Below are 25,657 nucleotides of genomic sequence, written 5' to 3' on the forward strand. Positions count from 1 at the left end.
ATACCTTCCTTACATGAATTTCTTCAGTTCTCCGAGTATGCTTTGTTCTTCCTGTACATAACCTGAGACTTCGTAGCGTTCATTTTCTTCATTAAAATAAAGGCTGTCGATCATGGTCTCTGATTTGATGCGTGACATCAATTTGCCTTCGGCGGCAGGCACATGAACTTCATACGGCGTCATCAGCTCCCGGCGCAAATAAGCTTCGATTTCCGCTTTTAGTTTTGCTTCATCCCCGGCGATTCTGGCGCTGATCATGATGTGGCCTTCTCCCGCTGTCGGGATGAAGTCAGGAAGTGTATCATCACGTTTGTTATAAGCGGTCAGCACCGGAATATCATCTGCCTCAAGCTCTTTTAACAGACCGAGGACAGTCTGTTCATGTCCGGCATAATCTTCATTGGATGAATCAATGACATGAATGATCAAGTCTGCTTCCTTCACTTCCTCAAGCGTTGAGCGGAAAGCCGCAATCAGCGTCGTCGGCAGGTCCTGAATGAAGCCGACCGTATCAGACAAAAGGACGCTGTAGCCGCTTGGGAGCGCCATCTTTCTCGTCATCGGATCAAGTGTTGCAAACAGCAGATCTTCTTCATAGCTGTCTGAGCTCGTTAATTGATTGAACCACGTTGATTTTCCGGCATTGGTATAACCGACTAGTGCAGCCTGAAGCACGCCGTTCTTTTTGCGCCGCTCCCGATAACGGCTTCTGTGGCGGATAACCGTTGAAAGCTGCACGTTAATTTCGTGTATGCGGTTTCTAATGTGGCGCCGGTCTGTTTCAAGCTTTGTCTCACCGGGCCCTCTCGTCCCGATTCCGCCGCCTTGTCTTGAGAGATTGATTCCTTGTCCGCTCAGACGGGGCAGCGCGTATTGAAGCTGGGCCAATTCGATCTGAAGCTTTCCTTCTCTCGTCTTCGCCCTTTTTGCGAAAATATCCAAAATAAGCTGCGTGCGGTCGATGATCTTCGCTTCAATTGCAGTGGCGAGTGATTTAAGCTGGCTCGGTGACAGTTCATCATTAAAAATGACCAGATCCGCTTCAAGCTCTTCACACAGCGCCTTCAGCTCGTCTACTTTCCCCTTGCCTATATATGTAGCGGCATCCGCTCTGTTCCGTTTTTGCGTAATCCGGGTCAGCACCGTTCCGTCAGCCGTTTTTGTCAATGAAGCAAGCTCTTCCATGGAATGTTCAAAGTGCTCATCTGTCATATGCGGAAGCTGGCAGCCGACCAAAATGACCGTTTCTTTTTTTCCTTCCTGTTCGTTCAAATGGATGTTCCTTTCTGTGTCGTATTGGGCAGTAGTACTATCATACCAAACCCGCAGGGCGTATACCACACATCCGGCGGGTTTTAAAGAGAGAAATAAAAAAGAGACCCCTCAGACCGGCTGAGAGGTCTATTCGTGAGCTGCCGCCTCATCTTTTATAAGTAAATCCTGGCTCTTGATCGTCATTAAATCGTTTTTTAAGTATTGGTCTCCCATTAAAAGTCTCATGGCCTGAGCGCGGATTGATTTTTCAATCACGTTTCTGACAAAGCGCCCGTTGCTGAATTTAATGGGGCTTGTCGTGCTTTTCACTGTCATTAAGTAATCTTTTAACTTCCACTCGGCTTCCTGGCTTAATTGATACTCCCGCTCTGCTATCATGCGCTTTGCGATGTCCATCAGCTGAGTGACAGAGTAATCCGGAAAATCGATGCTGATAGGGAAACGCGATTGCAGGCCGGGATTTAATGACAGGAAATGTGTCATTTCTCTCGAGTACCCTGCCAGGATCAGAATAAATTCATGCTGTTTGTCTTCCATATGCTTGACAAGCGTGTCAATCGCCTCTTTACCGAAATCCTTTTCTCCGCCCCTTGCAAGTGAGTATGCTTCATCAATGAATAAAATGCCCCCGAGCGATTTTTTAATCAGATCTCTCGTTTTTTGCGCCGTGTGTCCGATGTATTCACCGACCAGATCGGCACGTTCCGCTTCGATCAGATGTCCTTTGGAAAGCACGTTCATTTCGAAGAAAAGCTTGCCGATCAGTCTCGCGACGGTGGTTTTCCCGGTGCCGGGGTTCCCTTTGAACATCATATGAAGAGCTTGTTTTCCGACTTTAAGCCCTTGTTCGGCCCGTTTTTGGTTGACGAATATCCACGCGTAAATTTCTTTAATGTTGCGTTTCATTTCTTCCATACCCACTAATGTGTTCATTTCTTTTTCAATTTCTTTCAGAATGCTGTGCTTGGCTTCATTTTTTTGCAGGGCGGCCTGATATTCCGCCTCAGCTTCCGCATTTGTCAGCACTTGCTTTTGGCCATTAAGAATGATGTTAATTTGTCCGTTATTTTTATAGGTTACAGCGCGCTCCAACATGCTCACCTCTCTGTTCTCTCTTTATCTTACTCATGATGAAGCGGTTCCGTGACATCCGCCTATCATCATGAGACCCGTTTTCCTCTTTATCTGTCACTTTTTCCGTTCTCTTCGGGAATGATGTTGAATCCTGCGCTTTCCCGAGAAATATTTTTCATTTCTTATTGTATTCAGCAGAAACGGGAGGACAAACCATTTATTTTTATTTTCCGGGAAATGTTGGGTATATTTCTCATTTTTTTCATGAATGACAGCCGTACAAGCACCATTTGAATATCATCATATGCTGTAATGAGGTGATGGAGAATGGTTAAAATTTTTATAGACCCCGGTCATGGCGGAACTGATTCAGGTGCAACCGGAAACGGACTTCAGGAAAAAGCGGTCACGCTGGAGATCGCGCTGGCTTTGCGCACGATTCTGACGAATGAGTATGAAGGAGTTTCTGTCACGATGAGCAGGACAAGCGATAAGACGGTCAGCCTGACGGAAAGAACGGATGCCGCCAACAGCTGGGGCGCAGATTATTTTTTATCCATTCATATTAACTCAGGAGGCGGAACCGGATTCGAAAGCTATATTTACCCCGGTGTCGGAGCGCCGACCTCGACTTACCAATCAGCCGTCCACACGCAAGTGATTCAAGCATCGGGTTTTAATGACCGAGGAAAAAAAACAGCCAACTTCCATGTGCTGCGGGAGACAAGTATGCCGGCGATTTTGACGGAGAATGGTTTTGTTGATACGTCAGCTGATGCAAACAAACTGAAAACAGCCAGTTTTATTGAAAGCCTTGCAAGAGGACATGCCAAGGGCTTGGAGCAAGCTTTCGGTCTAAAAAAAAAGGCTGACTTATATAAAGTGCAAATCGGTGCATTCAAAGTGAAAGCAAATGCTGATGCGCTTGCCGCCGATGCGGTGTCTAAAGGTTTTGACGCGATTGTGCTTCCAAAAGGCGGCTTATTTAAAGTGCAGATCGGCGCATTCTCTTCCAAAGATTACGCTGAAGCGTTGGCCGCGCGGGCCGAAAAAGCCGGATTTGATGCCTTCATTGTGCAAGACTAAATGAAAAAACCCCGCTCTCCCTTTTTTGGGACGAACGGGGTTTTTTGTTATTGAAGTATATCGGCGACAAACTGAGACCAAGCTTCAAGACGCTGATACACATTTTCCTCTTTCAGTTCGCTCAGCTTCATCCAGCGCCCGGCGATTTGATCTTTTTCTTTCACTTCGACTTGTGCCGCAGACGCTAACTGGAGCGCAGAAAGGATGCCGATATGCACCTTCCCTACATCGTTTTCATCATCATTGATCAGGCCGAGTGTGACAATGTTTTGTTTGTCCTCCTCGCGAATGTACAGTTCTTCCGCCAGCTCCCGGTCGGTATTCTGTTTCAGCACTTCCGAAAATGAAGCCGCCCCTTCCATAGGGTTCATGTGTCCGCCGAAGCCGAGAGAAAGCTTATTATGGAGGCGCGATTCCCCTCCGCCGGCGAGCCGTTCATACACAAATATCTCATCGTCACGGCGGATGACGACATACGGAATCGGCTGTTTAAATCGCGGATCCTCTTCCGCGTCGCCTCTTCTGATTTCAAAAAAATGCGCCTCAATTTGAGCCATAATGTTTACGATACGTTCATCCTCGCTGTTGACTCCCTGAAATGTCAGCATTTCGTTTTGAAAAACGTCACTCCGCGGTGCAGCCAAAATGATTTCATCCATTTTATTCATGCCCGTTCCTCCTGTCTTACCTCTCCATTCAAGCCAAAAGAGCAGATATTATATCTGCTCTTCATCTTGGCCAAAATAAAAATCTTCGTCCTTAATCGGTTCTACCGTCGCCTTTTTGTAGCCGTTCCCTTTCATGGAGAAGAAATCATGTGATTTTGTTTTGGTGTTTAATCCGTTTAATACGATCGGATTAATATCCTCTTCTTCAAAGTAAGGATCGAACCCTAAGTTCATCAAAGCTTTATTGGCGTTATAGCGGATGAATTTCTTTACATCGTGTGAGAGTCCGACTTGATCGTACAAGTCCTCTGTATATTCAAGCTCATTGTGATAAAGCTCTTCTAAAAGCTCAACCGCAAATTCGCGAAGTTCCGCTTTTTTCGCTTCTGTTTGTTTATTGTATATTTCTTGGGCAAGCAGTCCGACATATACACCGTGGATCGCTTCATCACGAAGGATCAGGTTGATAATTTCACCGCTATGCATCAGTTTTCCTTGTCCGTAGAAATATAACGGATAATAGAAACCGCTGTAGAATAGGAAGCTTTCTAAATACACAGATGCAACCATGGCTTTGAACAGTGAAATCTCGTCATCTTTTTTAATCGCTTTGTAGAGTCCGACGATGATTTGCGCTTTTTTCTGCAAAAATTTGTTTTGTTTGACCCATTCGAATACTTCATTAATCGTTTCAGTCGGTGCCAGTGTCATGAAAATATTAGAGTACGATTTTGCGTGAACGGCGTTCTCCATCATCGCCATAAAATTCAGCACGGCTTTCCGCTGGTGGCCGTCTACGTGTTCAGCCACGATCGGCATTCCTGTATTCCCCTGCTCTGTATCAAGAAGAGTCAATCCGGCCAGTACCTTCATATACGTGTCTTGCTCGTTTTTCCCGAGGTACTTCCATGTGAGGATATCGCCGTTTAAAGCAATCTCTTCCGGAAGCCAGAACTGTTTCACATTTTGGTTATAGAACATTTGGGTAAAGTCGTCTTCATGCTTTGACCAGTTTGCTGCGTCATAAATTTTCGTCACTATAAACTCTCCTTTAATCAAACAACACAAGAAAGGCAGCTGTCTTGCCCGGTATCTTTCGTTCTTGCATAGTAAATGGTTTTGATGCCTCTATGGTGGGCATACAGATCAATACGGTTCAGATCACGAGTTGTCATCGTATCTTTCAAAAACAGGGTAAAGCTGATTCCCTGATCGATATGCTGCTGGATTGTCGCGATCATATCCACCACTTTGAACATGTCCATATCATAAGCTTCTTTGTAGAAGAACCAGTTATTAGACGCTAATCCCGGCATCGGGTAATACGTTTTTGAATTTCCGTATGTTCTTTCTTCGATCCGTTCCATGATCGGCATAACGGACGCCGTGCTGGATTGGACGTAGGAAATGGAGCCTGTCGGCGCGATGCACAGTCTGTAGCTGTGATACATGCCGTGTTCAGCGACAAACGCCTTCAGCTCTTTCCAGTCTTCGATTGTCGGAATGTGCATGCCTTCAAAGAGCGCAGCGATTTTTTCGTATGCCGGTGAGAACTCTTTTTCGATGTATTTATTGAAATATTCTCCCGTTGCATAAGTGGAGCCTTCATAATGCTCAAACGTTTCGCCTTTTTCTTTCGCAAGCTCAGCTGAACGCTGGATGGAATAAAAGTTCACCATCATAAAGAACGTATTCGCGAAATCTCTTGCTTCCGGGCTTTCATAAGCGATGCCGTTTTGGGCAAGGTAGCCGTGGAGGTTCATGGCGCCTAAACCGATCGACTTCATCGCTTTGTTCGCGCGTCTGACTGCCGGCGCGTTGCGGATATCCGTCGTCTCAGATACATGAGTCAGGGAATCCGTCGCGAGTTTCACCGTGCGCTCAATCGATTTATGTTTCATGACATTCAAAATATTTAATGAACCAAGGTTGCAGGAAATGTCCAAGCCGATTTCGTCTTCTTCATCATAATCTGTGTAAGCCGAAACTTGTGACGCTTGAAGCACCTCAGAGCAAAGGTTCGAGAATTTCACTTTTGATACGTGGTTATTCGCGTGCTCTTTGTTTACGTTGTCCTGGAACATAATGTACGGATAACCTGACTCAGAACGGAGAACGGCAAGCTTTTCAAGCAATTTGCGCGCATTCACTTTTTCTTTTTTGACACGCGGGTTGTCGACAAGCTCCTCATACATCGCCGTCATGTCCATTTCGTCCATATGCTGGCCGTATTCTTTATAAATCGTATGCGGATAGAATACATAAGCCGCTTTATCCTCACGCGCAAGCTCAACGAACTTATCCGGAATGACGACACCGATAGAAAGCGTTTTGACGCGCACATCTTCATCCGCAGAAATCTTTTTCGTATCAAGAAAATCATTGATATCGCGGTGGAAAATATTTAAATACGCCGCGCCTGAGCCTTGTCTTTGGCCCATTTGGTCAGCGTAACGGAACGCATTATCAAGAAGCTTCATGACGCCTACAACACCTTTTGTGGCGTTTTCAACATCTTTAATCGCTTCACCTTTCGCGCGAAGCTTGGACAGATTAAGAGAAACCCCGCCGCCCAATTTAGACAGCTGCATGGAAATATCGATCGCCCGTGAAATATCGTTTAAGGAATCATTGACTTCGAGCAAGAAGCAGCTCACCAGTTCTCCGCGGCGTTTTCTGCCGGCATTCAAAAATGTCGGTGTACTCGGCTGATATTCCTGGTTGATCATCAGGTTTACATATTCTTTTGCTTTCTCAGTGTCGCCGTTTGCGAAGAACAGCGCGACGATTGAGATTCGGTCCTCATAGCGCTCGAGGATTCTTTTCTTGTCATTCGTTTTCAAAGCATAGTCATTATAAAATTTAAACGCACTCATGAAGGAAGGAAAACGAAACTTCTTTGCGTAAGCTGTCTTAAACACTTCTTTAATGTCTTCAAAAGAGTAAAGGCTTAAGAATTCCTCTTCGTAGTATTGGTTTTCAATCAAATAATCCAGCTTCTCTTTTAAATCGTGAAAGTAAACTGTGTTTTGATTGATATAGTCAACAAAATAGCTATGTACAGCCTCTTTATCTTTATCAAACTGAAATTTTCCATCTTGTTGGATCATGATTTCGTTATTTAACTGGATCCATTTTGGCACTTGATTTTGTGACAACTCTTTCTACCTCCTGAGTAAACAATTCAACGTCTTTAGATGTGCCGCTGAGTTCAAATTTGTGCAAGATCGGCACCTGATATTGTCTTGAAATGGTATCGGCGCTTTTTGCAAAGTTATCGCCCCATACTTTGTTGCCGCTCGCAGCGACTCCTAATAAGAGATGGGCGTATTTTTCGAGAAATGATTGTGTTGACGCCGGTACCTGGCCGAAGTTTGTCGTGTAGGTGACCAAAACAAACGGAGTGTCCACGTGGTCCGTTTCGTCCACCTTGCGGATCAGCTGAAAGTCTGTTTTATTCACAAAACGCTGAACATTCCCTGTCTTTGAATCAAATATGATTTGAACCATCCTTATCACGACCTATCAAAAATAATGAATCTCTTAACACTATATATAGTATACTAACCTCTCAGAAAAACACAACATATTGAGATCGATTTATAAAAAATTCATATTTTTGAAAGAGCGGACTTTGGCTCTGGCCCGATTAACGCCCAAAAAAGAGAGCAGAACGAGAATCATCTCTCATCCTACTCAAGGTGTCATGTGTAAGCCGATGTCTATCATAACATGAAAAAAAACTGCTTAGTAGTCTAGACTTTTATTCTTATTTTTTGTAAGAATCACATTTTTTTTCGCTTTCAACGGTTTCTTCAATCTCCACATCAGCACCGATTTCTTTCAGTACGGCTTTCAGAGCGCTTGTGATGGAAGCCTCTCTGATCAGTTCTTTGCCGTCAACGATGATGCTGGTTCCATATTCATAGCAGGAATCATCTTCACAAGTTTCTTCCCAATGGTTGATTATCACCTTGTGTTTCAATCGTCTCACCCTCTGCATGATCAATGTCAGTACCTAGTGTAGCTTGTGCGGCCCGCTTTGTAAATTCGAACGCTTGTGAAATTTATTCAAGCTCATCCAGCGCCGTTTCTTTTTTCAGTTCGATTTTATTCGTTTTTTCATCATAGCGGTATATTTTTAAGTAACCGTCCTCGACGATGCCGAAACGATTATGTTCCAGCTGCACCATGCCTTCTGTCTGCGGTTCGGCATCCGATGAGCCGCCGTCATCATCCGTCACCACCGTCTCATGATTGCTGCAAGCTCCAAACAGCAAAAAAACAGCGATCCAAACGAGCGTAATCCTGATTCTTCTCAGTTCATTTTCACTTTCGAACACGATTTTCCGAACCCCCTTTTATGTTTCCGATATACAGCCTGCAATATACAGATGCGCATAGAAAAAGACCATTGTTCATGGTCTTTTTCAAAAAGTCTATTCAAGCTCAAGCTGGACGTTTTTTTGCGGGGCGAACGTGGAGATGGCATGTTTATAAATAAGCTGCTGCTTCCCCTCCGTTTCGAGCAAAACGGTAAAGTTGTCAAAGCCTTTTACCTGGCCGCGAAGCTGGAAGCCGTTGAGTAAAAACACCGTGACGAACGTATTGTCTTTTCGGATTTGATTCAAAAACTGATCTTGAATATTAATCGGTTTCATGTTTCGTCCTCCTTGGTTCTCAATACAATACTGTTTCGATTAAATTTCCAGTTTTCCTGCTATGCACTCGAAAATTTCCTTTTTTTTCTGCTCAATATCAACAGGCGGCGTCATATCTGTCCATGAAACGGGCATTTTATTGCGAAACCAGGTCAGCTGGCGTTTCGCATATCGCCTTGAATTTTGTTTTAATTGCTCCACAGCCTGAGGGAGCGGCACTTTTCCATCAAGATATTCATACAGCTCTTTATAGCCGATCGCCTGAATCGATTGACTGTCCCGGATATTCATATCATACAGCCGCTTTACTTCGTCAAGAAGGCCGGTTTCCAGCATCAGGTCAACGCGCTCGTTAATCCGGCCGTACAGCACTTCTCTGTCCATTGTAAGACCGATAAGAACCGCATTGTAAAGCAGCTCCCGTTTTTGGGTTTTAAGATGCTCTGACATTGTTTTTCCCGATACATGCAGAATTTCGAGCGCGCGGATGACTCTTCGCGTGTTGTTTTGATGAATGGCTGCCGCCGCTTCCGGGTCGGCTGCCGCAAGCTTGGCATGAAGCGCTTCCGCCCCTTCTTCAGCCGCCAGTTTCTCCATGCGCTCCCGGAATACAGGGTCGCCGGAGTTTTCCGTGAACGTATAGTCATACAGCACGGACTGAATGTACAGACCCGTTCCCCCGACAATCATCGGCAGCTTTCCTCTATCGGCAATCTCGGTGATTTTTCCCCTTACCATTTTCTGATAATCCGCCGTTGAAAAAGTGTCGGACGGCTCCAAAATATCAATCAGGTGATGCGGCACGCCTTCTGTCTCTTCTTCGGTGACTTTGGCCGTTCCGATGTCCATCCCTTTATATACCTGCATGGAATCTCCGCTGATGATTTCCGCATTCAGCATTTTCGCGAGTCCGATGCTTAGTTTTGTTTTTCCGACTGCCGTCGGTCCGACAAGTATGACGACAGGCTGTTTTTTATTTTTCAATATGTATCACTCTCTTTTATAAATCTCCCCCTAATTATAGCATTCATTTCTTCAGGCACCTATCCATTTTGCCCTTTTTCCTGAGCGCTAAACGTCCGCTACCACCCGATCGGCTCGTTTCCGACAACCTCTCTCGTTTTTCCTTTGAGCGTATGGCGGTGCGTTTTCCGTCCTTCCTCCCGCGGATCGTAAACGACGCCGCCGTGCTGGATCTGAATCGGCTCATTGTAGGCGGCAAAGGTGGTCTCTGAAAGCTCATGGTAATGTGTTCCGTCAACCCTCGGGATGGCAGGGCCGGAAATGCCGTAATACCTATGAAAATGGCCGTTTTCAAACGAGGTGATGCCCGTATAGAAATGTGTATGCTCATCTGTATTGCTGCCGTTCTCCGGTTGCGAAAAGCCTTCGATCACATGGTAATGTCCCTGCACTACATCCGTAACCGCCCGGTATGCGTGTGTGTGCGGAGGTTTTTTTGACCAATCGGACTGATACAGGCCCACAAAAGCTCACTCCTTCATTTTTTTGATAAACGCCCAATCAAAAATTGGTGGGCTGAATACTCTGTTATCATCTCAAATTTATTCTTGGAGGTACCTAAATTATGAATGAAGAATACACATACGAAGCAGATAGTGATATGAGACAGTTTGGACGGCCCGGATTTGGGTTCGGACGGCCGGGATTCGGGTTCGGGCGTCCCGGATTCGGATTCGGCTTCGGACGGCCGGGTTTTGGTTTTGGCCGGCCTTGGTTTGGCCGGCCTTGGTTTGGCCGCCCTTGGTTTGGCGGGTTCGGACGGCCGTTTGGTTTTTACGGCGGACCGTTTGTCGGAGGGCTTGTCGGGGGGCTTGTCGGAAGCGCTTTGTTCAATCCGTATTTGTACGGAGGTTACGGCTACCCTTACTATCCGTATTACTACTAAGACAATCAAAAAGGGCTCCTTTCAGGGGCCTTTTTGTATAGGCCTAATGTCTTGACTTGGCGGGCAAAGTTCGGATATTATTTTACTGCCTTAAACAAAAGGCATAAGGATTATGATGAGAGGGGGATTTGATATGATTCTGGGTTATATCTTCCTCACAATTGCTATTTTATCAGAGTCAATCGGCGCGGCCATGCTGAAGGTCTCCCGCGGATTTACGCGGTTTTTGCCGAGCGCGCTTGTAGTGGCAGGCTATTCATTGGCCTTTTATATGCTTTCACTGACACTGAATCTCATTCCGCTCAGCTTATCCTATGCAACATGGAGCGGAGCCGGAACGGTGCTCGCATCCATTATCGGAGCGAAATGGTTTCATGAAAAACTGGACAAGCAGGCCGTCATCGGACTCTTTTTCTTATTGGCCGGTGTCATTTTGATGAATTGGTAGAAAGGAGAGGCATGCTGATGAAAGGATTACTTTGCTTGGCATTAGCCATTGTATCAGAAGTGTTCGGGAGCACGATGCTGAAGCTGTCGGACGGTTTTACGCACCTGTGGCCCGCTCTCGGCGTCATCGCCGGAATCGGAGCCTCTTTTATGTTTTTGAGCTTCTCTTTGAAAAGCCTTGATTTATCCGCCGCATACGCGACATGGTCAGGTGTCGGCACCGCTTTAACGGCAATTGTCGGCTTTTTTGTTTTTAAGGAGGCCATGACAGTCAAAATGATGATCGGGCTTGTTTTGGTCATCACGGGCGTCATCCTGCTGAACCGTTCCAAGTCTCAAAAAGCTAAAAAAAATCAAACGGCCCGGAGCTGACCGTTTGAACTCGTCAAGCGCGGGCAGCTTTTACTTCAACCTCAAGCTCCATCTCCACGTTTCCTTGGACCGCTCGTGAAATCATACATGAGGACTCTGCTTTTTGCGCTAACTTCCTGGCGAGCATAAAGTCCGTTTCGGCTGCATCCGGCTTTAATAATATAAACGGGCGGTGAATGATTTTCTGGTACGTGAACACACCGTTTGTGACGTCTACAATTCCTTCAGATTCCATATGTAGATCTTCTTTATCCAAGCCGCTTCTTTCCATCATCGCCGCAAGCGTTATAATATAACAGGTCGCGGCCGCTCCAAGCAGCATTTCATCAGGATTTGTGCCTTCTCCGGGTCCGTCCATTTCCTTAGGAATGGACACAGCCGTTTCCAGCCGGCCGCTTTTAATATCGCCGACGTCATTGCGATTTCCGGGCCAATTTGCTTTTAAATAAAAGTGATGTTTTGCCAAGGGACAAACCTCCTTTTTTTCAGTTTACTCATCTTTCACTCGTTTGTCTTTTTTTAAGCTTACGAATACTCTTGATTGATCACTCTTTTTATCGTACGGACAAACCGGTAAAATTCCTCCGTTTTTGTGAATTCCCTTTCGCGGTAATCAAAATTATCAAAAAACGCTTCCCGCTGTTCTCTGCTGATCTCAAGCTGTATGCTCAGCCCGGTTTGCGCCTGGTTATTGATATTTTCGGTGTCAACCCCGGCCAGACCGGTTTTTGAGGTTGCCAATTCTGCAGAAAATCCGTTTCGTTCGAGAGCTCTCACCAATTTTTTCGCCCGCTTCCGGTCGCTTCCTCCGACAAGAGTATTTTTCTCGTCGCCTTTATAACCGTGAACTGCGATAACATAATGGTGCTGCTTAATGCTTTCGACTGCTGAAGGCTCATCGAACCTGGTGCTCGTAATATGAAGAGTCTGGTTATCATGCGTTTTTAATCCCTCAAACAGATAGGTTGAATAATCATCTCTGAAAGAGCGGACGATCTCGCTCACCCCGCCCTCAATTCTCCCTCCGTGCGGCGACATGATCAATACGGGGCTCCCCTTTCGCTTATTGTACGATATATGATAATCATCGGGGTCTTCATGTTCAGCCAAATCTTTAAAATCTGTGTATGTATCAGAAGAATTCGAGGGATCAGGGTCTGACGCATAATGAGCACATCTTATTAGTAAGACCATTGCTACGATAATGATGACATTAAGTAAAATTCTTTTCATCAGCTCTCCTTCTTTGCTCCTTTCTGAAAAATGACATGTTCATTATATGGATTTTTGTCAATAGGTCTTATCTTAACATTCTATTAACATTATCATCAGTGAAAAACTTCCCGGTTTCGAAAAATCAATGGATTGTCACGGTTCAAGCGCTCAAATGCCGGGCATCAGTGAAAAAAGGTTGAGAGAGGGCAAAAAAAAAGGGAGGAACGCCCGAATTTTCAGGGGCGGGAGATTCACGGCCGGAAACGGACGGCATCAAGAATACGCTTTTAAAAATGAATATCCGCCTCCCGAAGCAAATGCACAGGACAGAATGGAGCCCGTCAAAAAAGTTCTCATCTGCCTTTTTGTACAGCAAAATGCCGTTACAGCCCGCTCATCCCCTTTTTTTATCATAATGGTCCGTTTTGAAATGGAGCTGTCTTTTTTCATATATATAATATCAATCGGAAGCTGTTTTTCCAAGGAATGTCTCAATATTATGTTCATGTATATACCTCCTTCCGCCGGCTTCATTATAAACGAACAAACGTTCCGTTTCAACTCGAGTTCTTCTCCTGAAAAAGCCGCAAGTAACCAGCGCTCCTGAAGGACAAACGAACTGACCGAACATAAGGCCTGTTCATATGGTATAGAGAGAATCGCCAGAATGGGAGGAAAAGTATATATGTTTGGTTACTCAATGGTACAAATGGTGCGGTCAAATGCTCATAAGCTGGACTGGCCGCTCAGAGAAAACGTATTACAGTTATATAAACCTTTCAAATGGACACCTTGCTTTTTGCACAAGTTTTTCGAAAAAAAGGTGAAAAACAGAAAGAAAATGTCAGTCATCATTGAATTTGAAGAGGGCTGCCATGAATCCGGTTTTCACAGCACAGGACAGGTCTTATCAAAAGAAAAACGCTGCACCATAAAAAAGCAGTTTCAAACAATCAATTGCTGCAGCGCCGAAGTCACTCCGTCCGCCCTTCACATGCTTCTTTCGCAATGCCGGGATATCCGTAAAATCTATTTAAACCGTGAAGTAAAAGCGCTCCTTGATACGGCAGCTGAATCGTCTCATGCAAAAGAAGTGACCCGTAACGGCACCGTATTAACAGGAAAAGGCGTAACCGTCGCCGTTATTGATACCGGAATCTATCAGCATCCCGATTTAGAAGGCAGAGTTATCGGATTTGCGGACTTTGTCAACCAAAAGACAGAACCGTATGATGACAACGGACACGGCACCCATTGCGCCGGTGATATCGCAAGCAGCGGCGCTTCATCTTCCGGTAAATATCAGGGGCCGGCGCCGGAAGCCGATCTGATCGGAGTCAAGGTATTAAACAAATCAGGATCAGGAACCTTGGCTGATATCATTGAAGGTGTGGAATGGTGCATACAATATAATAAAGAACACACAAAGAATCCGATCAGAATCATCAGCATGTCACTGGGCGGAGATGCGCTCAGATATGATAAAGAAACGGACGACCCGCTCGTCAAGGCCGTTGAAGAGGCATGGAATGAAGGAATCGTCGTCTGCGTCGCCGCGGGCAACTCCGGTCCGGAAGCTCAAACGATTTCAAGCCCCGGTGTCAGCGAGAAGGTCATCACAGTAGGCGCCTATGATGACAATGATACGGCCGGCAATGAGGACGATACGGTCGCTTCTTTCTCAAGCCGCGGCCCGACGGTGTACGGAAAAGAGAAGCCTGACATTCTTGCGCCCGGGGTCGATATCGTATCTCTCCGTTCTCCGCGTTCATACCTTGACAAATTACAGAAATCAAACCGTGTAGGCTCCTTGTATTTCAGTCTGTCGGGCACGTCCATGGCCACTCCGATCTGTGCGGGCATTGCCGCCTTAATCCTTCAGCAGAACCCGCAGCTTTCGCCTGACGAAGTGAAAACACTGATCAAACAAAGTCCGGATCAATGGACAAATGAAGATCCGAACATTTACGGAGCGGGCGCAGTAAACGCTGAAAACGCCGTGCCGAAAGAGTAACCTTTTTATCATGAGAACGGGGTCGTCTAAACCTGCAGATGACCCCGTTTTTAGGTGAACAGATGAAACATTTATAATGAAGGAACTCGGAATGCTTCAGAACCGGCTGTCAGAAAAAAAGATCAATGCAAGGCAGTGTATTTCTAAAAAAATAGGGAATAAGTATGGTGTAGATAAAAGGAGGAATCACAATGGCACTTACAAACACCGAATTGTCTGAATGGCTGCAAAAACAGATCGGACAAACGCTTGATATCAGGAAAGGAGAGCTGACAGACAGCCGAAACGAGATTTCTGATATGGATCAGATCATGCTTCACCTTGATGATGTTCTCGTCCGCCGGACAAACCATCCCGATGACTATGTAGCGGACGAAGAACTCGTCTTAAAAGGGCATGGCACAACCTATACGGAGGAAGGAAATGTCCCGCTTCCCCAAGATGCGTATGAAATCCCTCTGCTCGGCGACATTACCATCCAAAAGGAGCAAGACGGATTAAAGGTACATACAGATCGGGCCGTTTATACAATCGGTACCCGGAAAGAGCAATAAAAAGAAAAAACGCCCTGAATCAGCGGCGTTTTTTTATTGGTTTTTTTCTTCTGAATATCCGTGGAACATCGTGAATGCGCAAAGCATAATGCCTAAAATAATGATAATCGGGAGCCAGATCACGGCAAACTTATAATCCGGTTCGGCAAAAGCGCCGATGACCGCTCCAAAGCAATACAGCACCAAGGCAAGCGCGCGCAATACAGCATCTCTCGTAAACTGCTTCCGCTTGTCCGCTTTGTAAAACCTTGCGGTGAGATCTTCAAAAAAATTAGCGAGCGTTCCCGTTAATACGGTCGTGGAAATCCCCGCTACACCAAGTTTTCTCGCGGCTGTCGTCTGCATTCCCATTGCGAAGCTGAGCAGCATAATCAGCACATAAACAGAAATGGCATCTGCAAAAAAGCAGGAGAACAAAGCAAACAGCAGCAAAACAGCTCCTTCAATAGCTAAAGCGGCAGTTACCGCAGGGGGCCAGAATGATTTCTTTTTATTGCCCACAAGCAGGGCCGCGGCAATAACGCCGGCAATAAATCCGATTAACGAGGTTAACGATTTGAGTACGGCAAGGTGCCACGAGTTGCCGATCGCCAGGCCGAACAGAACGATGTTCCCCGTCATATTGGCGGTAAAGATATGTCCCAGGCTTAAATAACCGATCACATCCACAATTCCCGCTGTTAAACAAAGAAGTAAAAGTGCAATATTTCGGTATGTAGTCACTGTCAATGTGATCCAATCCTTTCTCATGCTGATTCCAACATATAAGTTTACTCTTTGCCATTTCATATGTCCAGCCGGCGTGCCGCTTTTTCAGAGCATAAAAAAACTCCGGCGAACCGGAGAAGCTACTGAACGATAAATAATACTCTCGTGCCGTCGGAATATCCGCTCATTTGATTTCCAACCCATGAACCGGCCCCGCGGTTATCCGACGGGGTTACATATCTGACATCAGCCCCCGCCCCGCCTTCTGTGCAGACTGCCATGGGCCATTCATCACGGTCAAACCCGGGCTTTGTCGGAATTCCTTTCAATGATTCTTTCCTTCTATTCTCCGCTCCGCCCCGATCAATTGTACAAATCTCAGAATGACCTGCCGAAATGGCGTCTTTTATATGATTTCCCGTCTCCGGATATTTTGACAGCGGGAAATACAGCACCTGATCGTATCGGGATGCGGCACGAGCAGCACTGTCCGAATGGATGCCGGCGCCCGTAAGGCCGAACTGAAGAGAGATCACCAAAAGCAGACTTGCCGCCCATTTCATAAACGCATTCATTCACATCCTCCTTAAGAAGTTGATATGAAGCGTAAATATGTATATTAGCCGGATTTAACACACATGATGAAATGGCAAAAAAAGTTTGCTGTTTTGTTGATAATCAACGAAAATGGCGGCTTTACGATTTGTCTATTGAACCGGCTTCTGTTTCCTTATATATTTTAGACATACTTATGAGCCGTTGTGATCAGTGTCTTCGGCAGATAAAAGGAGGAATGCCGTCCGGTCGGCAGGCACCGGCTGTTTGTTATGTCTTTTCAAAAACATGAAGGCGGGGAAATCCAGATGGAAAAAACAATGTTTCACCCACACTCACCCGAGTTTCACGAAAACCCTTTTGCGGTTTTAAGCAGATTCAGAGAGCAGGACCCCATACATAAATTCGAACTGCAGCGTTTCGGAGGCACCTTTCCGGCTTGGCTCATCACGCGTTATGATGATTGTATGGCGTTTTTGAAAGACGGCAGAATTACGAGAGATGTAAAACGAGTCATGCCGAAGGAGCTGATCGCGAAGCTGAATGTCAGTGAAGATATCGATTTTGTCTCAGAGCATATGCTGGCAAAAGACCCTCCGGATCATTCACGACTTCGATCTTTGGTGCATCAGGGGTTCACTCCCCGGATGATTGAGCAGCTTCGCACCGGGATAGAGCAGATCACAGAAGAGCTGCTGGATGAAATGGAAACAAAAGCAGACCCTGATATCATGAGAGATTTCGCCGCACCGCTTCCGTTTATCGTCATTTCCGAACTGCTCGGGATTCCGAAAGAGGACCGCGCCAAATTTCAAGTGTGGACAAACGCAATGGTCGACACGTCAGAAAGCGGACAAGATGCGACCAACCAGGCTCTCAAAGAATTTAAACAATATATGAAAACACTGATCGAAGAAAAAAGAAAACATCCGGGTGAAGACCTGACAAGCAAGCTTATTTACGCTGAAGAGGACGGCCAAAAGCTGAGTGAATCAGAGCTGTATTCCATGCTGTTTTTGTTAGTCGTTGCCGGGCTTGAAACAACGGTTAACCTTCTCGGCTCCGGCACCCTGGCGCTTCTTCTGCACAAAGACCAGATGGAGAAGATAAAGCGGCAGCCGGAAAATATCCAGACGGCGGTCGAAGAGCTTTTGCGTTATACCTCTCCCGTCATCATGATGGCAAATCGATGGGCGATTGAAGATTTCACCTATAAAGATGTTTCCATTAAAAAAGGCGATATGATATTTATCGGCATCGGTTCAGCCAATCGGGACCCGGAATATTTCGATGATCCTGATACATTAAATATAGCGAGAACACCGAACCGTCATATCTCTTTTGGATTCGGCATTCATTTTTGTCTCGGGGCTCCGCTCGCCCGGATGGAAGCATCCATTGCCTTTACCGCGCTTTTAAAACGGTTTCCGAATATAGAGCTGAAAGGCGCGCCCGAGGATGTAACATGGAGAAAAAATGTGTTTTTGAGAGGGCTTGAAACATTTCCTGTCAGATTTTAACATCGCCCCCCCTGTTTATCGGGGGTTTTTTTAATGTCTTATAAACAGAAATCAATATGACAATGAAAATTTAGTACATAGTAAGTTTAGTTCTATATGGATAAAAAAAGCGGCCGGATTGCTCCGGCCGTTCTCTATTACCGTTTTACCAACTCATTTGTTTCGTCCAGCTTTTTTCTGAAAGATTTAAGGAAATTTGCGCTTATCGTTCCTTTGTTTGCGTACAGTTTTTCGCAGAATGCCTTAATGGCGTTTTGCGGCTTCGGTTCCGACAGCATCGTGACATGATTGGAAGAGTGGACGTCCAGCAGGTGAAACTGTTTCATCTGGCGTTCCCATTCTTTCCAATACGCATCATAGTCTAACGGAATTTGTTCTTCCTCTGCCGTCAGATAACGTTCAAGATCTCCGAGGAACAAACCGCTTTTATTACGGAAGTAGTAGCATTGCAGCGCTTCCGGATGAGGCAGCGGCTTCATGTCATACTCTTCCATTCCGTAAGCGAGCTGCGTCTTCATCATTTGCTCCAGCTGCATCCGGATTGCTTCTTCGGATTTTGGCAGACCGCGCTTTTTGGCAAGGCCGATCAATTCTTTCAATACTTCTTCTTCCTCAGCCTGGACGGTAATGTCTTCTCTGCTGATTAATGCCTCTTCAAGGTTTTCAGGCTTAAGATATGCTGTAAGCATCGTATTGATCGTTTGCAGCATGACTGACTTAACAGATGGTTTTCTTTCTTTCCATTTTTCACTGTACGGGGTGTCGATCATGACGGCGCTTTTTACCGTATGACCTTCCTCCTGCAAGAGGCGCGCGGTTTCATATGCAAGCATTCCGCCCAAGGAATATCCGCCGAGATCATAAGGGCCTTTCGGCTGTACCGCTTGGATGATTCTCTTATAAGAAGCGGCCGTCTCTTCGATTCCTTGCAGCGGCTCTTTCCCTGTCAAACCTCTTGCCTGGATGCCGTAAAAAGGTCGCTGACTCTTTTTGGCGAATGGCTGGTATGCTTCCACGCCTCCCGTTCCGCCGTGAAACCAAAAAACAGGACGGCCTTTTTCTCTTTCATTCAGCTTGACGAGTTCGGGAAAATTCCGGCCCGTCTCCTGCGGTTGGTTCGTTTTTAACAGCATGCAGATCTCCTGAAGAGTGCTGCATTTCTGAAGAGCCTCCAGACTGATGCGGCTGTCTCCGTCCTCAAGTTTCTTCAACAGCTGAATAGAGGAGATTGAATCGAAGCCGTATTCAGTCAGCGGCTTATTTTGATCAATTTCCGCTGCCTTCATCCCCAAAATGTCTGCCACAATGTCAGCCGCGCTCTCGCAGCGGATCTGAGGATTCTGTGAAACCGGTGCAAGGCTGATGTCTTCTGGCTGACCGCCGTTCCAATACTTATGGTTTTCAAAAGGATATGTCGGAAGCGGCACTCTTTGAACAGATTTGCCTTGGTGGAGTCTGTCCCACGGTATATCCGCACCTTTCACCCAGCAAAATGCAAGTTTTTCGAGATTGTTTTCAGCCAACAGCGTCTCCGTGACGACTGTACCGAGAGTCCCTTCCAGTAAAACGCCGATATCTCCTGATCCAGTCTGCTGACTGCCTGTAAAGAAGCTTTTCATTCCATTGCTTTCTTCGGAAAATGCTCTGTACTCTTTCAGTTTTTCCAGCAATTCATCTTGATTGCGGGCAACGAGTGCCAGGCGGCAGTTCATCGCCTCACGGCCGGTCTGAAGCGTATAAGCAATATCCCGCAATGACAGAGTATCTCCAGTTTGCACAAAATCAGCCAGCTGACTTGCGACCGCCTTAAGACGCCCTTCGCTCTTAGCAGAAAGCACGATAAGCTGCGGTTCATGCACAGATTCTTTGTCTTTATGGCTCGGGCTGTACTGTTCCAAGACGACATGCGCATTCATGCCGCCGAAGCCATAGCTGTTAATTGCGGCCCGGCGCGGGATCGGTCTGCCCGTATGGTCGGTGAGCTGTGTCCATTCCTGATTGTCTTCGGTGAAACGGAAGCGGCTTTTCTGAATGGCCATTTGCTCATTTGCAGCTGTAAATCCGGGAATACCCGGGATGGTATGATGCTTCATGGCCATCGCCACTTTTATAAGGGCGGCCAGTCCGGAAGCGAGTTCGCCGTGCCCGATGCAAGGTTTCACGGTGCTGATATAACAAGGCGCGCTTTCCTCTTGATTTGCAGACTCGCCGTAACCCGCTTTGATTGCATTAAACTCCAGCGCATCTGCCATTTCGGAGGCAATGCCGTGCGCTTCAATATAAGTGACAGTTTGCGGATCAACATCGGTGTCTTCGTACGCTTTTTTCATCGCGGCCTTCATTCCCGCCGGATTCGGTGCGTGAAGCGACATGCCTTTACCGCCGTGAGACACTCCTGTTCCTTTAATGACCATGTGAATATGATCGCCGTCTTCAATTGCCGCCTCAAGCGGTTTGATGATGATAACGCCCGCCCCTTCGCTTCTGACAAAGCCATCGGCATCTTTTTGGAACGATTTCGCCCGGCCGTTTTTGCTTAAATATCCCATTGAGTCAAAACCGATAAAGCCCTTCGGCGACTGCAGAATATTGGCGGCGCCCACGACAGCCTGCTCACATTCGTTATGACGGATTGATTGAACCGCCCTGTGCAATGCCACCAGGGTTGACGTGCAGGCAGCCTCGTAATATTCACTCGGTCCTTGTAAATTCAAGGCATATGATATTCTGTTCGGAATGATGGACGGGATGGCTGTTCCATTGTTCGGATCGCTGTTGCCCGCGGCAACGAAAACGCCTGTCGGTCTGCTTGATAACGCCTTATTTGTCAGGCCCGCATCCTCCATTGCTTTCCATGTATGCATCAAAAGCAGAAACTGCTCCGGCCCCATTTGTGATGCCTCTTTAGGGGAAATTCCGAAAAAGAGCGGGTCAAATTCGCCGACACCGTCAATAAAACCGCCCCATCTGAGACTCGTGTCATTCTCATCACCGGCGTAACGGCGCCAGTCCCAGCGGTCCGCCGGAATTTCGGTAATACAGTGATCCCCGTTTACGATGTGCTCCCAAAAAGACTGGATATCCGGGGATTGCGGAAACTGAGCTGACATACCGATAATCGCGATTCCTTGCTTGACATCGGCGTTATCACAAGGCGTATGCTGTTTCCTCGGTAAAGTGCGCTCTTCTGTTTCCGTGACCCTGGCCTCTTCTGAATGCTTATGATCGGCAAGCAATTGAGAAAACTTGCTCTCATATGCTGACGCGAAGTGGCGGGTCAGCTCCTCCGCGGTCGGATACTCGAAAAACAATGTTGGATTCACATCGATGTCCGCCTCTTGGCCGATCTCTTTTGTCAGCCCGATCAGGCTTGCTGAATCAAGTCCCAATTCCATGATATTCGCGTCAGAACGAAGAGATGGCCCGGGTTCATCCATCATCTTGGCGAGCTTGCCAAGGACGTAGCTGCGGATATCATCTGTCAGACTGCCGGCAGAAATCGGTGCTCCCGCATTCTTAACAGCCGTTCGGGCCGGCTGATTCATCTGTTCGGTTTTCGGACGGAACCGTTTCAGGGCATAGCCTTCAAAACGCATCACCACTTCCGATCGGCTGCTGATGACATCTGCGTTAATCAGAATCATTTCCCCCGTTTGTTTGGTCAGCTTGATGTGCAGCCAGCAATCGATAAGATCTTCAGGGCTGCTGAAGGTGACGGAATTAATGCCGAACGGCAGATAGCTTTCCGCCTCCGTTTGATCCAATAAAGAAAGTGAGGCCAAGTAAGCACTGTTGGCGATGAACGGATTTACGGCATAATGATGCGCTTGTTGTGAGTCGCTATTGTTCAGGTTCACTTTCGCTAAAACGGCATCAGAGCCTTTGTACAGGCGGGTAATCGTTTTAAATTCTTCTCCCCACACGACGGGTCCCGTTCCGTCTCCGTATAACTCATCTATCCGGCCCACTTCCCGGTAAGAGCGCTGAATGGCCGCCAGATCCGCGTGCTGCTTTTGAAACGGATAGGGGCTGCACTCGGCATACGCCGCTATGCTCCAATCAGGAGACGTGCGGCTGCGGTGCATTATGCTCAGTTCAAATCCATCCCCGTTTTGTTTCGATTCTGTTTTCAGCTCGATGCGATCGCCTTTTTTTACGGTAATGGGGCTGACGTAATTCAGTTTTTTAATTTGTCCTCCTTCCGCTTCAGGAAAAAGATCACAAAAATGATCGACTGCCAGACTGTTATATGTAGCGCCGACGAGTACCGGTTCTCCGCTGAATTGATGCCCTTTCACGTATGGATCGTCATCACTGTATACCGCCTGAACGCCGGCAGCGTTTTCTGATTCACTGAATTGAAAAGAAGTCCCGTGGTCAAAAGCGTAGGCCGGCAGATGAACGGCGTGCTCTTGCTGCAACTGATCAAACGCGATATTCTCTCCTTTTTCCCATTGCCGCGCACGCCGGCCAATATCAGATTCAGAGAAATTGAGATTCCGCTGATCCATGCGGTAAGCGGCCAGCTTTTCCAGCAGTTCCTGAACGGAAGCAGCCGTAAATGCCGCCCGATACTCCGAATGATGCGTTCTTTTTTGCAGCGCGGATGCGATGGCGGCCGGATGAAGAGATGGCGTCTTTTCTAAAAAGGCCGCCAGTCTGTCAAGATAGGCTTCAAAACTCCATTTTGTTTTCGCTGACACAGGGAAAATATATTCCTCATCGCCGTGACGGGCCTGATCGGAATTCGGGCTGATATATTCTTCTACGATGAGATTTGCATATGCCCCGCCTGCCCCGAAGGAATTAATCATGCTTCTCCGCGGGATGATGTCCCCCGTTTCGGCATCCCTCATACGCTCCCAATACTCGGTTTTTTCCTGCAGGTGAAAAGCCGTTTGTTCAAGGTTGATATTCGGATTTTGCGGTTTTGCGTTAATCGTCGGGACTAATGTTTCCCGCTCCATTTGCAGCAGCACTTTCGCGAGCTGGGACATGCCGGAAGCCGCCTCTAAATGACCGAGATTTGACTTGACGGATCCAAGCGCGCAAAAACGTTTTTTATCAGTATATTGCGCGAACGCATTTGTCAGGGCAATGACCTCAATCGGATCTCCCAATACAGAGCCGTTTGCCGCTGATTCAACATAACTGATTGTTTCCGGATTGATTCCGGCCTTGTCGATGGAAGCCGCCATGAGCTTCGCCTGCTGTTTCGGATCCGGAGCCGTGTACATCTGCCTTCCGCCGCTATGGCACAACGCGCTGCTTTTAATGACCCCGTAAATATGGTCTTTGTCGGCAAGCGCTTTGGAGAGCGGCTTCAAGAGCACCGCCCCGACTCCTTCTCCCGGCATCAGGCCCGTGCCGGTTCCGAAGCTTTTGCTTTCACTTCCCTGTTCAAGCAAATTCGCCCGTTCGAGCGCATCATATTTAGACGGTTCAAGCGTGAGATTGACCCCTCCGGCAATCGCCATGGAACAGCTGTTAAGCTTCAGGCTTTCACAGGCGAGATGAATGGCGCTCAGTGAGCTGGAGCATGCGGTCGTAACGCCCATGCTCGGGCCCGTTAAATTGAAAAAGTGGGAAATGCGGTTGGCGATATGCCAATCCCCTCCGTTAGAGCTGAGCGCAGCTTTTTCCAATGACGGGATATTCCAGAAATATTGATTGTACATACTGCCCATAAATACACCGATGCCGCTGTCTGATTCCTGCCATTCGTTTACTCTTTCTAACGAGTAGCCTCCGTTTTCAAATGTTTCCCATACGGTTTCTAAGCTTAGACGGAGCTCAGGCGTCATCTCCATCACATGGTCTTCCCGGATGTCAAACAAGTGATGGTCAAAAGCGTCAATATGCTGCAGAAATCCGCCGTACCGTGTTTTGTGTTCTTCTTTTCGTGTTTCTTTTGCCATCGTTTTCAGAAGACCGGACTTCCATCTGTTTTCCGGAGCTTTCGTAATACAGCTGTCTCCGGCTTTTAAATGCTCCCACAGCTCATCGAGGGTTTCAGACTCGGGATAGCGGCCGCTGATGCCAATAATGGCAATGTCGTCACGATCAGAACGATTAACGGTGACGGTTTCTGTTTCCGGCTTTGGCGCTTTTGGCTCTTTTTGTTCAGTGATAAACCGCCGCGTTTCCGTGACAAGCGGCACCGGTTCATTCATTGCAGGTTCCGGATGCTTTGTTTCAGGAGGCGCTTGTTCGGCTCCGAATGCCTGTTGCAGCTTATCCGGGTAAGTTTCCAGCAAATACTCGGCAAGTTCTTTCGTATTCGTGTGTTCAAATAAGACCGTTTTCGGCAGCTCGCCCGTCAATGTTTCCAGTTCACGGATAAAATTCACCTGCAAAATGGAGTCGATGCCGTATTTTTCAAAGCTGGTTTCCGGCTGAATGCGCTCGGGAGCAAGCTTTATGGACTTGGCTAACGTTTCTTTTATGAATTGCACAGTCCGGTCTGTGACTGAGAAAGACGGTTCTGTGAAATCAGCCTGCTCTTTGGAAGCCGCAGTTTCTTCAACCGCCTGCGCGTCCGGCTGCTTTTGCCTGATGACGCCGTCGCTTTCTGCCGCCACGATCTGCTGGCCGAGGTGATGTGACGATTCCGCCATAAATGTAACGTACCGATATCCCTCGCTTTCCAGCGCAGACTGCCACGCTTCAGGATACAGCCCCGGGCATCCGGGAATGCGCAGTTTGGCGTCTTCATACAGCCACCAGCCTTCCAAAAGACCGAATGTCAGATGAGAATAAACCGAATGGCTGCTAATCTCATTTAATAACAAAATCCCATTCTTTTTAAGCACCACTTTGGCATTGCGAAGTGTCCGCCGAATATTTTTTGTCGCGTGAAGCACATTTGCCGCAATTACCGCGTCATATGCGCCCGCCTCTATACCCTGCAAAGCCGGGGGCTCTTCCACATTAAACCGCTTATAAGTCAAATACGGATTGTCGGGACCGTATTCTTTTTCAGCATGCATGAAAAAGGCCTTTGACAGATCGGTGTAGCAATATTCTTTCACATGATGTTTGTACTCTTTTAATCTTTTGAAAACGGCCGCGCTCGTCCCGCCCGTCCCCGCTCCGATCTCTAATATCCGGATTTCCGCGTTCGGGTCTTCTTTCAGGCGTTCTTCAATGAAAGCCGTCAATGTGTCAGCGAGCACCTCATTAAAGTAGTCTGCCGTTTCATTGTTTTTATAGATTCCTTCCACCAATTCCATTGAGGAATCAGGAAACAGAACATCAGTGGCAGAAACTCTGCCGGATAAAATATCCGGCAAAGCTCTGAGAGCGGTCTCCACTAAGGTGATCATCGCCTGTTTGCTGCTGTCCTTGAGTAAAGGAGCTTTCTTTTCATCCCATTCTTGCCACAGAACGTCCGTACGCTCTATCGGACCTGTTAACACATACGTACTGCCTGACTGTTTCAAAAAGCCTTTTTGCACCAAGATGGAGATGCTTTCTTCCAGCCACCTGCCGTAAAACCCCTGCATGACAGGCTGCGTTTCGTTTTCCGTAAAAAATCCGACAGATTTCAGCTGGCCTGCCAATAGTTTGTAAAGAAGATCTTCAGTGTTTTGCAAAGCC

Annotated in this window: 24 protein-coding genes; 7 read left to right on the forward strand and 17 right to left on the reverse strand. The window is 47.0% G+C overall.

Features of this window, described 5'->3' with window-relative positions:
• Positions 1-9: 9 nt before the first annotated feature.
• Both hflX and spoVK read right to left on the reverse strand, forming a co-directional pair.
• The gene (gene hflX, locus BGM27_RS00725) at positions 10-1,272 is read right to left on the reverse strand and encodes a GTPase HflX (RefSeq protein WP_007410368.1); all 1,263 of its coding nucleotides are present in this window, start codon (positions 1,270-1,272) and stop codon (positions 10-12) included.
• 129 nt (positions 1,273-1,401) lie between these two features.
• Positions 1,402-2,370 (reverse strand): stage V sporulation protein K, encoded by a 969-nt coding sequence (gene spoVK, locus BGM27_RS00730; RefSeq protein WP_015417523.1) that lies wholly within the window; start codon positions 2,368-2,370, stop codon positions 1,402-1,404.
• 306 nt (positions 2,371-2,676) lie between these two features.
• On the opposite strand from spoVK, the gene BGM27_RS00735 reads away from it, so the two are divergent.
• Complete coding sequence (locus BGM27_RS00735) at positions 2,677-3,435, forward strand: N-acetylmuramoyl-L-alanine amidase (RefSeq protein ID WP_007410370.1); 759 nt, start codon at positions 2,677-2,679, stop codon at positions 3,433-3,435.
• Between the two features lie 47 nt (positions 3,436-3,482).
• On the opposite strand, the gene BGM27_RS00740 is transcribed toward BGM27_RS00735, so the two are convergent.
• From BGM27_RS00740 to BGM27_RS00780, 9 genes are all read right to left on the reverse strand, one after another.
• The gene (locus BGM27_RS00740; protein ID WP_007410371.1) at positions 3,483-4,103 is read right to left on the reverse strand and encodes a hypothetical protein; all 621 of its coding nucleotides are present in this window, start codon (positions 4,101-4,103) and stop codon (positions 3,483-3,485) included.
• Positions 4,104-4,151: 48 nt separating this feature from the next.
• A complete protein-coding gene (nrdF, locus tag BGM27_RS00745) occupies positions 4,152-5,141 on the reverse strand; it encodes a class 1b ribonucleoside-diphosphate reductase subunit beta (RefSeq protein WP_007410372.1) in 990 nt (329 codons plus the stop codon).
• 17 nt (positions 5,142-5,158) lie between these two features.
• Positions 5,159-7,261 (reverse strand): class 1b ribonucleoside-diphosphate reductase subunit alpha, encoded by a 2,103-nt coding sequence (gene nrdE / locus BGM27_RS00750; protein WP_007410373.1) that lies wholly within the window; start codon positions 7,259-7,261, stop codon positions 5,159-5,161.
• Positions 7,221-7,613, reverse strand: coding sequence for a class Ib ribonucleoside-diphosphate reductase assembly flavoprotein NrdI (nrdI, locus tag BGM27_RS00755; RefSeq protein ID WP_003154061.1), 393 nt, complete (start codon positions 7,611-7,613; stop codon positions 7,221-7,223). The genes nrdE and nrdI overlap by 41 nt, the downstream gene beginning before the upstream one ends.
• A gap of 259 nt (positions 7,614-7,872) precedes the next feature.
• A complete protein-coding gene (locus tag BGM27_RS00760; protein ID WP_003154062.1) occupies positions 7,873-8,088 on the reverse strand; it encodes a hypothetical protein in 216 nt (71 codons plus the stop codon).
• Positions 8,089-8,170: 82 nt separating this feature from the next.
• Positions 8,171-8,446, reverse strand: coding sequence for a YmzC family protein (locus BGM27_RS00765; protein ID WP_007410374.1), 276 nt, complete (start codon positions 8,444-8,446; stop codon positions 8,171-8,173).
• 96 nt (positions 8,447-8,542) lie between these two features.
• Positions 8,543-8,764: an RNA chaperone Hfq gene (gene hfq, locus BGM27_RS00770; RefSeq protein WP_003154064.1), complete on the reverse strand. Its 222-nt coding sequence runs from the start codon at positions 8,762-8,764 to the stop codon at positions 8,543-8,545.
• A 39-nt stretch (positions 8,765-8,803) separates the two neighbouring features.
• Positions 8,804-9,748 carry a tRNA (adenosine(37)-N6)-dimethylallyltransferase MiaA gene (gene miaA / locus BGM27_RS00775; RefSeq protein WP_007410375.1) on the reverse strand — a complete coding sequence of 315 codons (945 nt, stop codon included), beginning with the start codon at positions 9,746-9,748 and terminating at the stop codon, positions 8,804-8,806.
• Positions 9,749-9,846: 98 nt separating this feature from the next.
• Positions 9,847-10,251 carry a YmaF family protein gene (locus BGM27_RS00780; protein WP_007410376.1) on the reverse strand — a complete coding sequence of 135 codons (405 nt, stop codon included), beginning with the start codon at positions 10,249-10,251 and terminating at the stop codon, positions 9,847-9,849.
• 137 nt (positions 10,252-10,388) lie between these two features.
• Between BGM27_RS00780 and BGM27_RS00785 the strand changes: the two genes are divergently transcribed.
• From BGM27_RS00785 to erbB, 3 genes are all read left to right on the forward strand, one after another.
• Positions 10,389-10,673, forward strand: coding sequence for a hypothetical protein (locus BGM27_RS00785; RefSeq protein WP_372584023.1), 285 nt, complete (start codon positions 10,389-10,391; stop codon positions 10,671-10,673).
• A gap of 133 nt (positions 10,674-10,806) precedes the next feature.
• A complete protein-coding gene (gene erbA / locus BGM27_RS00790; RefSeq protein WP_007410378.1) occupies positions 10,807-11,121 on the forward strand; it encodes an SMR family multidrug efflux transporter EbrA in 315 nt (104 codons plus the stop codon).
• Between the two features lie 17 nt (positions 11,122-11,138).
• Positions 11,139-11,492: an SMR family multidrug efflux transporter EbrB gene (gene erbB, locus BGM27_RS00795; protein ID WP_007410379.1), complete on the forward strand. Its 354-nt coding sequence runs from the start codon at positions 11,139-11,141 to the stop codon at positions 11,490-11,492.
• Positions 11,493-11,505: 13 nt separating this feature from the next.
• On the opposite strand, the gene BGM27_RS00800 is transcribed toward erbB, so the two are convergent.
• The 3 genes from BGM27_RS00800 to BGM27_RS00810 all read right to left on the reverse strand — a co-directional run bounded on the left by BGM27_RS00800 (position 11,506) and on the right by BGM27_RS00810 (position 13,214).
• Positions 11,506-11,958, reverse strand: a complete 453-nt coding sequence (locus BGM27_RS00800) for an OsmC family protein (RefSeq protein ID WP_007410380.1) — start codon at positions 11,956-11,958, stop codon at positions 11,506-11,508.
• Positions 11,959-12,017: 59 nt separating this feature from the next.
• Positions 12,018-12,725 (reverse strand): poly-gamma-glutamate hydrolase family protein, encoded by a 708-nt coding sequence (locus BGM27_RS00805; protein ID WP_007410381.1) that lies wholly within the window; start codon positions 12,723-12,725, stop codon positions 12,018-12,020.
• 255 nt (positions 12,726-12,980) lie between these two features.
• Complete coding sequence (locus tag BGM27_RS00810; protein WP_032865298.1) at positions 12,981-13,214, reverse strand: hypothetical protein; 234 nt, start codon at positions 13,212-13,214, stop codon at positions 12,981-12,983.
• Between the two features lie 178 nt (positions 13,215-13,392).
• On the opposite strand from BGM27_RS00810, the gene BGM27_RS00815 reads away from it, so the two are divergent.
• Together BGM27_RS00815 and ymzB are read left to right on the forward strand one after the other, a co-directional pair.
• On the forward strand, positions 13,393-14,721 hold the full coding sequence (locus BGM27_RS00815; RefSeq protein ID WP_007410382.1) for a serine protease AprX: 1,329 nt from the start codon (positions 13,393-13,395) through the stop codon (positions 14,719-14,721).
• A 191-nt stretch (positions 14,722-14,912) separates the two neighbouring features.
• Positions 14,913-15,275 carry a protein YmzB gene (ymzB, locus tag BGM27_RS00820; RefSeq protein ID WP_007410383.1) on the forward strand — a complete coding sequence of 121 codons (363 nt, stop codon included), beginning with the start codon at positions 14,913-14,915 and terminating at the stop codon, positions 15,273-15,275.
• Positions 15,276-15,308: 33 nt separating this feature from the next.
• Here ymzB and BGM27_RS00825 read toward each other — a convergent pair whose 3' ends face one another.
• Positions 15,309-16,064: a YoaK family protein gene (locus BGM27_RS00825; protein ID WP_003154084.1), complete on the reverse strand. Its 756-nt coding sequence runs from the start codon at positions 16,062-16,064 to the stop codon at positions 15,309-15,311.
• Between the two features lie 59 nt (positions 16,065-16,123).
• Entirely contained in the window at positions 16,124-16,558 is a 435-nt protein-coding gene (locus tag BGM27_RS00830; RefSeq protein ID WP_015417516.1) for a NucA/NucB deoxyribonuclease domain-containing protein, read from the reverse strand.
• Positions 16,559-16,846: 288 nt separating this feature from the next.
• On the opposite strand from BGM27_RS00830, the gene BGM27_RS00835 reads away from it, so the two are divergent.
• Positions 16,847-18,058 carry a cytochrome P450 family protein gene (locus BGM27_RS00835; protein ID WP_007409852.1) on the forward strand — a complete coding sequence of 404 codons (1,212 nt, stop codon included), beginning with the start codon at positions 16,847-16,849 and terminating at the stop codon, positions 18,056-18,058.
• A 137-nt stretch (positions 18,059-18,195) separates the two neighbouring features.
• Here the strand turns inward: BGM27_RS00835 and BGM27_RS00840 are convergent, their stop codons facing one another.
• Positions 18,196-25,653 carry a beta-ketoacyl synthase N-terminal-like domain-containing protein gene (locus tag BGM27_RS00840; RefSeq protein WP_020954019.1) on the reverse strand — a complete coding sequence of 2,486 codons (7,458 nt, stop codon included), beginning with the start codon at positions 25,651-25,653 and terminating at the stop codon, positions 18,196-18,198.
• Between the last annotated feature and the right edge of the window lie 4 nt (positions 25,654-25,657).

The sequence above is a fragment of the Bacillus sp. FJAT-27001 genome, assembly GCF_019039175.1.
GTDB lineage: Bacteria > Bacillota > Bacilli > Bacillales > Bacillaceae > Bacillus > Bacillus velezensis.